Origin of the sequence: Pseudomonas sp. K2I15, from assembly GCF_002204795.1 — a bacterium.
GTDB lineage: Bacteria > Pseudomonadota > Gammaproteobacteria > Pseudomonadales > Pseudomonadaceae > Aquipseudomonas.
Genome location: NZ_NIXO01000115.1, coordinates 1 through 7,533, shown reverse-complemented (window position 1 = coordinate 7,533; position 7,533 = coordinate 1). Strand labels below are relative to the sequence as shown.

Here is a 7,533-nt window from a genome sequence, read left to right as displayed (position 1 = left end):
GGTACAGATACACTTTTTCGACTTTGGCATCGGGTCGCATCATGGCGAGCTGGCTCCTGAGGGAATCGGGAGCACAGCATCCGGGATCCGATAAGCGCTTTGAATGTGGGGTTTATGGAGCGCTTACGCTATACGCGGGTTGACCGACCGGCCCAAAGAACAAAACCGGCATACCCGAAGGTATCCCGCGTACAGCTGCCGCGACACAATACATCAGGCGTAAAAAAAACGCCCAAGATCGGTTTTGGCGCAATTGTTCTATGGTTGCGGACGGTCAAATCCGGTCGCTGAATTGGCAGCGACTGCGGGAGATTAGTCAGCCCCAGTCCGACTGACAACCTGAAACAGCTGTCGGAAAAATCCGAGAGCCATTAACCCGGCGTACCGTTCATCGACGTACGCCAGTCACCAAAAAATCAGTCGATTTCAGTACTGCGCGCAACTTCCTGCTGTGCCTCCAGCGCCGCCAACCGCTCAGTCAACACCCCATGAACCCGCTCATACGCACCACTGCCCAACAACAACCTCTTCGGCGCAGGCTGCACATCAGCCACTGCCAACATCGCCTTGGCCATCTTCACCGGGTCACCCGTCAGCCCAAACTCTCCACTGGCCACCGCCCTGCGCACATCACCCGCCGGCGTCTTGTCATATACCGCCATCGGCGGCGGGCTCACCAGTGCAGCACCAAAGTTCGTACGCGTGGGCCCAGGCTCCACCAACGTGAATTCAATCCCAAACGGCGCAACTTCCTGCGCCACCGACTCCACAAACCCTTCAATCGCCCACTTGCTCGCGTGGTACAGGCTGAAGTTCGGATACGCCAACTGCCCGCCCTCTGACGAAACCTGCAGCACCCGGCCGCCGCCTTGCTCCCGCAGAAACGGCAGGCATGCACGAATCACCTGGATCGAGCCCACCAGGTTGGTCTGCAACTGTTGCTCGATCTGCTCGTCGCTGACTTCCTCCGCCGCTCCAAACAGCGCATAACCCGCGCTGCTGACCACCACGTCGATGCGCCCCAATTCGGTAAACGCTTGCTTGACCACCTTGCGAATGGCTGTCGCATCGTTCACATCCAGCTGCGCCAGCCACAGTTGCTCGGGATATCGCTCTGCCAAATCCTTCAGCACTTCGGTTTTACGCAAGGTGGCGGCCACGCGGTCGCCTCGCTCGAGCAGTTGTTCCACAAGGGCTTTGCCGATGCCCGAGGAGCTGCCAGTGACTAGCCAGGTTTTATTCATGGGGATGTCCTCCGTAAGCTGCCGAGTTGGCAAACATTACGGACACCGTACGCCGTGGCAACTGCTGCTACTATCGATGCAATCGTGCATGAGTTAGTGAAAATTCCCCATGAATCAATCGCCGCCCTCGCTCGCTGAACTCAGTGCCTTGACGCTGATCGTGTCCCTTCGCAGCTTTCGCAAGGCGGCCGATGAGCTAGGGCTGTCGGCCTCGACCCTCAGCCATATGATGCGCACGCTGGAGGCCAACCTCGGTGTGCGCCTACTCAACCGCACCACCCGCAGCGTGGCGCCGACGCCTGCCGGGCAGCGGCTGGTGAGCCGGGTGGCGCCGTTGTTGCGCGAGTTTGAGTTGGCACTGGAGGAGGTTAATGAGTTCCGCGATTTGCCCAGCGGCAGCCTGCGCATCAGTGCCAGCGAGCCGGCAGCGCGGATTCTGTTGGAGGCGATACTGCCGGAGTTTCTTACGCGCTTTCCGCAGATGACTGTGGATTTGGTTACGGATGGCCGTCTGGTGGATATCGTCGGCGAGGGTTTTGATGCGGGTATCCGCTTGGGCGAATCGGTGCCTCAAGACATGATCGCGGTGCGCCTGGGGCCGCCCACACGCTTCATAACCGTGGCCTCGCCGAAGTACCTGGCAAACCGTCCCGCGCCACTCACGCCGGACGACCTGCAGCGTCACCAGTGCATTTCCATTCGTATGCCCAGCGGAAAACCTTACCGCTGGGAGTTCGAAAAGCACGGGCAGTCGCTGACGGTGAGTACCACCGGAAACCTCACCCTCGATAACGTGGAAATCATGGCCGACGCCGCGGCTCGCGGGCTGGGCATAGCCTATGTGCCGGAGCATACAGTGGCGCGACATTTGGCGGATAAGCGCTTGATAAAGGTGTTGGAAGACTGGTGCCCACCGGGCGCTGGACTGTACTTGTATTACCCGGGGCATCGTCATGTGCCGGGTGGTTTGCGGGCATTTATTGAGGTAGTCAGGGAGATGGTCGATGTTGCCTAATCATGTGGTTCAAGCGGCTGCGAAGTCGGTGTTGCAGCAGCTCGTTACGCATATCACACCCGCTTCGACTGAGGTTTCCATCGCCCGAATGGCGGCGCAGATGCTCGCGGACTCCGGCTATCCGAAGACCTGGTATTACGACTGCCCGGCCTTCGTATTACTGGGTTCACGCAGTGTGCTTTCGGTGTCGGGCCGCGACTATCGGCCAAGTGACGAAGCGGTCGGTTTGCACAATCTGATTACGGTGGATTTGAGTCCACGCTCTGGCAATGTGTGGGGCGATTGCGCGCGCTCTTTCTATGTGGAGGAGGGTGTGTGCCGGGCGGTGCCGACGGGTGCGGAGTTCAGTAAGGGCTATGAAGTGGAACACCGGTTACACGCGATGATGCGCACATTCGCCCGGCCTGGGACCACGTTCAATGACCTGCATGAGTTCGCCAATGATCTGATCGCGTCCGAGGGTTTCGAGAATCTCGATTTTGCTGGCAACGTTGGCCACAGCATTTGCGAGCAACGTGACCAAAGGCTCTACATTGAGGCGGGCAATCATCGGCGCCTGGAGGAGGTGGTGTGTTTTACCTTCGAGCCGCATGTTCGCGAGCGAGGCGGTCGCTGGGGCTATAAGCACGAAAATATCTATTTCTTCAGTGATGAGGGAGAGGTCTGCGAGCTTTGACGAAGGCGCCGGGCTCCTGACGAAACGCGGCGCCTTCGGTTTTTTCGCGAGCAAGCTCGCTCCTACAGGGACATGCGGTCCAACAGGCTGTACCACGCCACGCCTGCGCCGATGTAGAAGCGTTGCAAACCATGCAGTGGCAAACGCTGCAAAGGCGTTACCGGGTACGCGAAGTCCGAGCGGCTGTCACACAGGCGTCCGGCCAGTTGCTGGCCCAGGCTGGTGCACAAGGCAATCCCGCGCCCATTGCAACCCAATGCCAGGGTCAACCCGGGCGCGGGCTCGTGGACGTGGGGCATAAAGTCCCGAGTGATCGCGATCCGGCCCGCCCAGCGGTACTCGAATTCCAGCTTGCCCAACTGTGGAAACAACAGTGCCAGCGAGCGTTCCAGGTGCGCAAAGTCCGCCGGCCCGGTGGGGTCGTTGAACAAACCGCGCCCGCCCATCAGCAGGCGGCCGTGGGCGTCCTTGCGAAAGTACAGCAGCAGGCGTTGGGCGGTTGAGACGGTTTCCTGTCCCGGCAAAACGCTGTCTGCCGCAGGCCCGCTCAATGGCCGGGTAGCAACGATAAAACTGTTGGCTGCCAGCACGCTTTGGGCCATGCCGGGCCACAAGTCGGCGCTGTAGCCGTTGGTGGCCACTACCACCTGGCCGGCCGACACCTGTGCACCGCTGGCGGTCTGTAACTTCCAGCCTGCGCCTGCCTGTTGCATCGCGGTTACCGCGCTTTGCCCGTGGATGCGTACGCCCGCCGCCTGGGCGGCGCGCACCAGGCCGCGTGCATAGGCCAGCGGTTGAATGGCGCCCGCGCGACCGTCCAGCCAGCCACCGGCAAACGCCTGGCTGCCCATACGGGCGGACACCGCGCCGGCATCCAGACGCTGCACCGGCACGCCGCGTCGTGCCCACTGTTCGGCCCGGGCATGCAGGCCCGTCACGCCTTTTTCAGAATAGGACACCTGCATCCAGCCCTTGCGTGTGGGCGCGCAGTCGATGCCGTGGCGTTCGATCAGGTTGAACACCAGGTCGGCAGAGTTGGACACGGTATGGATCAGCGGTTCGGCACGTTTGGCACCGTACCTCTGCACCAGTTGATCCGGGTCGTATTTGAGCGTCGGGTTGACCTGCCCGCCATTGCGCCCGGACGCGCCCCAGCCGGGTTCGTTGGCTTCCAGCACGCACACGCTTACGCCGCGTTCCGCCAGGTGCAGGGCCGTGGACAAGCCGGTGTAGCCGGCACCAACGATGGCCACGTCGACCTTGATGGATTCAGCCAGCGCGGGTGTCGGCGGTGCGGCGGGGGCTGTCGCTGCCCAGAGTGACTTCATGACAGGCTCCGGGTATTGGCCGTCGGGTGCAGCACACGGCGCAGGAAGTCCTGGGTACGTGGCTGTTGCGGGTAGCCCAATACTTGTTCGGCCGGCCCGCTTTCCACGATGTAGCCGCCGTGCAGGAAGCACACGCGGTCGGCCACTTCGCGGGCAAAGCCCATCTCGTGGGTCACCACAATCATGGTCATGCCTTCATCGGCCAGGGTGCGCATCACCTCCAGCACATCGCCCACCAGTTCCGGGTCCAAGGCTGAGGTCGGTTCGTCGAACAGCATCGCATCGGGCTTCATCGCGAGTGCGCGGGCGATGGCTACCCGTTGTTGCTGGCCGCCGGAGAGTTGTTCTGGATAGGCATCGGCCTTGGCCGACAGGCCGACTTTATCCAGCAGCGCCAAGGCTTCTTCCCGGGCCTGTTTCAGCGGTTCGCGTTTGACGTACACCGGGCCCTCCATCACGTTTTCCAGCACGGTGCGATGGGGGAACAGGTTGAAGCGCTGGAACACCATGCCCATGCGGCTGCGCAATGCATGCACGGTCTTGCTGCCACGTTGCACGGTTTCGCCGAACACGTTGATGGTGCCGCCGTCGTAGGCTTCCAGGGCGTTGATGCAGCGCAGCAAGGTGGATTTGCCCGAGCCGGACGGGCCGATCAGGCACACCACTTCGCCCTTGGCCACGTTCAGGTCGACGCCGTGCAGCACGCGATGGGTGCCGTAGTGTTTTTGCAGTTGGCGAATCTCGATCATGCTTTTTTCCTCCGGCCCAGGTGCTGTTCCATGCGGCGCAGGCCATACACCAGCGGCAGGCTCATCAGCAGGTAGAGCAGGGCGACCAGGGTGTAGACGGTCATATTCTGGAAGGTCGACGAGGCGATCAGTTGGCCCTGGCGCGTCATCTCGGCCACGGTGATGGTCGACACCAGCGAGGAGTCCTTGAGCATCATCACCAGGGTGTTGCCGTAGGGCGGCAGGGCGATGCGAAAGGCCTGGGGCAGGATCACCCGGCGCATCATCAGCACCGAGCGCATCCCCAGGGCTTCGGCGGCTTCACGCTGGCCTTGCTCCACGGCGATGATGCCGGTGCGGAAGTTCTCCGCCTGGTACGCCGAATAGGCGATGCCCATGCCGATCACACCCGCCTGGAACGCGCTGAGGTGCACGCCCATGTCCGGCAGCACGAAGTAGATGTAGAACAGCTGCACGATGATCGGCAGGCCGCGAATCACGTTAATCACCGTGCTCGCCGCCCACGACAGCGCCTTGATCGGCGACAGCTTGAGCAACGCCAGCACCAGGCCGATGGCGCTGCTGAGCAGGAACGACAGCACGGTAATCTGGATCGTGACCCAGGCGCCCTGAAGCAGGATCGGCAGGAAGTCCCGGGCGTTCTGCAGGAATTCAGCCGGGTTCATGGCTGCACCTGGGCATCAAGCCCCCACTTCTTCAGGATCGCCTCCAGGGTACCGTCAGCCTTGATGCTGGCGATGGCCTGGTTCAGGCGTGCGAGGGTTTCGCTGTCGCCCTTGCGCACCACCAGGCACACCTCGCCGACGTTGACCGGCTTGTAGTCGGTCGCGAGCTTCACGCCTTTGAACAGCTTCTGGCGGATCTGGTACGCCACCACCGGCTGGTCACCCACGGCGGCCTTGATACGGCCCAGGCTCAGGTCCCGGACCATTTCACCGATTGAGTCGTAGGTGCGGATTTCCTTGAAGATGCCAAGCTTGTTGAGCATGTCGTAGAAGATCGTGCCGGCTTGCACGCCCACCACTTGGTCCTTAAGCGAACTGAGGTCGGTATAGGTTGCGTTGTCATCGGCACTCACGATCAGGCCTTCGCCGTAGGCGTACACCGGCGCGCTGAAGTCCACCACCTGGGCGCGCTCCGGGGTCTTGAGCATGCCGGCGGCGATGAAGTCGAGCTTGCCGGAGGTCAGCGAAGGAATCAGCGCGGCAAAGTTGGTCTGCTCGATTTCGCTGGTGAAACCGCCAGCCTTGCCCACGGCATTGGCGACGTCGACCATCACGCCCTGGATGCTGTTGCTCTTGATGTCGAGGAAGGTAAATGGCGAGCCGCTGGCTGTTGCACCGACTTTGTATGAGGGCGCACCGGCGGCGTGCACGGTTGCCACGCAAAGTGTGGCGCAAAGACCGAAGGCGAGGCGGCGAAACAAGGGCGAAAGACTGTTCATCGGGTTACTCCAGAAGGAAAACGGATCGTCAGTACCGCAAGCGGCTGGAGAGGAAACCGCAAGCTCTGTGCCATTTTGATTCAATAAAATCGTTTTTCGCTATATAAAATTGAATAAATGAACTTTTCGTATCGGTATGCGATTTTTAGTGGTCGGATTTTGCGGTTTGGTGTAAAAATATCGCCACGCTTGATCGACCTGACCGCGAGTCCGCCATGTCTGAAGAACGCAACAGCTTGCACAACCAATCCCTGGAAAAAGGCCTGTCGGTGCTCAAGGCATTCAGCGCCCAGCGCCGCAGCATGAGCCTTGCCGAGGTGGCTGAGGCTGCCGGCATGACCAAAAGCTCGGCCCAGCGCATGGTGTTTACCCTGGAGAGCCTGGGTTACCTTCGGAAACACTCGCGCACCCGCCATTACCAACTCACACCGCGGGTGCTGGAGTTGGGCTTCAGTTATCTGGATGCCCATTCGTTGATTGAAGTGGCCAACCCGTTCTTGTCGGAATTGACTCGCCTGACGGGAGAAACCTCGTGCCTGACGGAGCCGGCGGGTTGCGACATGACGTACATCGCGCGGTTTGTCAGCTCAGGCTTTGTGCCGGTGCACATGCCGATTGGCTCGCGGGTGCCGATGTATTGCACGGCGTCGGGCCGGGCGTATTTGAGTGCGTTGCCGCAGGAGGAGGCACTGGCGTTGATCGAGCACAGCCAGCGGGTGGCGCACACCAGCCAAACGTTGACTGAGGTCGACAGGATCATGGAGTCGTTGCAGCAAGTGCGCGAACAGGGTTATGCGGTGAATGGCCAGGAGCTGTTCCTGGGCGACATGACCATCGGCGCGCCGGTGTTGGGGGCAAACGGTCGGCCGGTGGCGGCGGTGCATGTGGTGGCGCCGACCAGTCGGTGGAGTCGGGCGGATGCAGAGAAGCAGTTGGCGCCGGCGTTGTTGCAGTGTTCAAGGGCGTTGAGTAATTCGGCGCGGAATCTTGAATAGCCCCATTCTCAAGAACACAGCAAATCCAATGTGGGAGCGGGCTTGCTCGCGAATGCGGTGGGTCAGCCGATACATGTGTGAC

8 protein-coding genes are annotated in these 7,533 nt (G+C 61.1%); 3 read left to right on the top strand and 5 right to left on the bottom strand.

Annotated features, from left to right (window positions below; translation table 11 throughout):
- Nucleotides 1-416: 416 nt before the first annotated feature.
- On the bottom strand, nucleotides 417-1,244 hold the full coding sequence (locus CEC48_RS30330; protein WP_088427184.1) for an SDR family oxidoreductase: 828 nt from the start codon (nucleotides 1,242-1,244) through the stop codon (nucleotides 417-419).
- Nucleotides 1,245-1,353: 109 nt separating this feature from the next.
- Between CEC48_RS30330 and CEC48_RS30325 the strand changes: the two genes are divergently transcribed.
- Both CEC48_RS30325 and CEC48_RS30320 read left to right on the top strand, forming a co-directional pair.
- A complete protein-coding gene (locus CEC48_RS30325) occupies nucleotides 1,354-2,259 on the top strand; it encodes a LysR family transcriptional regulator (RefSeq protein WP_088427183.1) in 906 nt (301 codons plus the stop codon).
- Nucleotides 2,249-2,935 (top strand): M24 family metallopeptidase, encoded by a 687-nt coding sequence (locus CEC48_RS30320; RefSeq protein WP_088427182.1) that lies wholly within the window; start codon nucleotides 2,249-2,251, stop codon nucleotides 2,933-2,935. The genes CEC48_RS30325 and CEC48_RS30320 overlap by 11 nt, the downstream gene beginning before the upstream one ends.
- Nucleotides 2,936-2,997: 62 nt before the next feature.
- Here CEC48_RS30320 and CEC48_RS30315 read toward each other — a convergent pair whose 3' ends face one another.
- From CEC48_RS30315 to CEC48_RS30300, 4 genes are read right to left on the bottom strand one after another with little or no spacing between them, the layout of a single operon-like run.
- Nucleotides 2,998-4,263, bottom strand: coding sequence for an FAD-binding oxidoreductase (locus CEC48_RS30315; RefSeq protein WP_088427181.1), 1,266 nt, complete (start codon nucleotides 4,261-4,263; stop codon nucleotides 2,998-3,000).
- A complete protein-coding gene (locus CEC48_RS30310) occupies nucleotides 4,260-5,012 on the bottom strand; it encodes an amino acid ABC transporter ATP-binding protein (protein ID WP_088427180.1) in 753 nt (250 codons plus the stop codon). Before CEC48_RS30310 ends, CEC48_RS30315 begins: the two co-directional genes overlap by 4 nt.
- A complete protein-coding gene (ehuD, locus tag CEC48_RS30305) occupies nucleotides 5,009-5,677 on the bottom strand; it encodes an ectoine/hydroxyectoine ABC transporter permease subunit EhuD (RefSeq protein ID WP_003211406.1) in 669 nt (222 codons plus the stop codon). The genes CEC48_RS30310 and ehuD overlap by 4 nt, the downstream gene beginning before the upstream one ends.
- Complete coding sequence (locus CEC48_RS30300; RefSeq protein ID WP_088427179.1) at nucleotides 5,674-6,456, bottom strand: ABC transporter substrate-binding protein; 783 nt, start codon at nucleotides 6,454-6,456, stop codon at nucleotides 5,674-5,676. The genes ehuD and CEC48_RS30300 overlap by 4 nt, the downstream gene beginning before the upstream one ends.
- A gap of 215 nt (nucleotides 6,457-6,671) precedes the next feature.
- On the opposite strand from CEC48_RS30300, the gene CEC48_RS30295 reads away from it, so the two are divergent.
- Nucleotides 6,672-7,451, top strand: coding sequence for an IclR family transcriptional regulator (locus tag CEC48_RS30295; RefSeq protein WP_088427178.1), 780 nt, complete (start codon nucleotides 6,672-6,674; stop codon nucleotides 7,449-7,451).
- Nucleotides 7,452-7,533: the final 82 nt, after the last annotated feature.